Origin of the sequence: Spirulina sp. CCY15215 (genome assembly GCF_016888125.1) — a bacterium.
Lineage (GTDB): Bacteria > Cyanobacteriota > Cyanobacteriia > Cyanobacteriales > Spirulinaceae > CCY15215.
Map to the genome: position 1 here is coordinate 1 of NZ_JACSWA010000114.1, position 1555 is coordinate 1555.

General features: G+C 47.9%; 1 protein-coding gene. It reads left to right on the forward strand.

Going from position 1 to position 1555, the window contains the following annotated elements; all coding sequences use genetic code 11:
* Positions 1-1555: DUF4347 domain-containing protein (locus JUI58_RS00515; RefSeq protein ID WP_204101798.1), on the forward strand; the 1555-nt coding region annotated here is incomplete at both ends.

A 1555-nucleotide genomic window follows, 5' to 3' on the forward strand; every position in this document is an offset into this window, starting at 1 on the left:
GTCGCGAGGAAGAAGGAATTGCCGCGATAAGCGAGAAACTCGAAGAAGTAGACACAGAATTAGACGGCATCGCCATCACAGCAGAAGGACACGAAGGGAACTTTTGGTTAGGGAAAACATGGGTAACAAATGAAAATATCAACAACTATGCCGGACAATTGGCAACCTGGGCAAAATCCCTCGATGAAGGGGCAGATATCTTGCTCTACAGTTGTTTTACGGCATTAGGAGAAGCGGGACAAGCCCTCATTGGTGATTTAGCACATTTAACAGGGGCAGATGTAGCGGCTTCGACCAATGCGACGGGAAGTGCCAATTATGGCGGGGATTGGGTCTTAGAAGCGAGTACGGGAAGTATAGAAGTAGGGAATCCTTTTGCAGCAGAGACGCTTTCAGGATGGGATGGGAAATTAGCAGCCCTGACGGTAACGAATCTGAATAATACAGGAGCAGGGTCGTTGCGACAACGGATTCAAACCGATGCAGCAGCAGGAGATATGATTACCTTTGAGGTGAGTGGCACGATTACACTTGTAGGGACAGGATCGGGGACAAATGGAGAGATAACTTGGGCAAATAATTTAACACTGGATGGAGGAAGCAAAATTGTACTCGATGGGGGAGGAAATTCGCGGGTATTCAATATCTCGGCAGCGAATGCGACGATTCAGAATATAACCATTCAGAATGGGAGTGTCGCAGGTGCTAATGGTGGTGGTTTGAGTGCGGGCGGCAACATCACATTAACAAACAGTACAGTGAGTGGTAATAGTGCTGGTGGTAGTGGTGGTGGTTTGTTTGCGACCGGCAACATCACATTAACGAACAGCACAGTGAGTGGTAATAGTGCTAATGTTGGTGGTGGTTTGCGTGCGACCGGCGGCATCACCTTAACGAACAGTACAGTGAGTGGCAATAGTTCTAATAGTAATGGTGGTGGTATGTATGCGTACGGCGGCAACATCACCTTAACGAACAGTACAGTGAGTGGTAATGATGCCAGTGGTAGTGGTGGTGGTTTGAATGCGTTGTACGGCAACATCACATTAACAAACAGTACAGTGAGTGGTAACAAGGCTGGTGCTAAGGCTGGTGGTTTGTATGCGTTCGGCGGCGACATCACATTAACGAACAGTACAGTGAGTGGTAACGGTGCTAATGGTGCTAATGCTACTAATGGTGATGGTGGTGGTATATATGCGAACACCGGCGACATCACATTAACGAACAGTACAGTGAGTGGTAACAGTGCTAATAATAATGGTGGTGGTTTGTATGCGAAATTCAACATCACATTAACGAACAGCACGATCGCCTTCAACGTCACCGATGCCGATAACAATAGCACGGGTGATGGTGGTGGCATTTTTATCGGCGGTACCGGTATCATTAACAATAGCATCATCGCCCAAAACCAAGACCTCGGCGGACAAGCACCGGATTTAAGCGGTACCTTCGATACCATCCAATCCAGTCTCATCGGCAACACCACAGGGGCAACCATTACCACTTCTACCAACAACCTCATCAACGTTGACCCTCTGTTGCTCCCTCT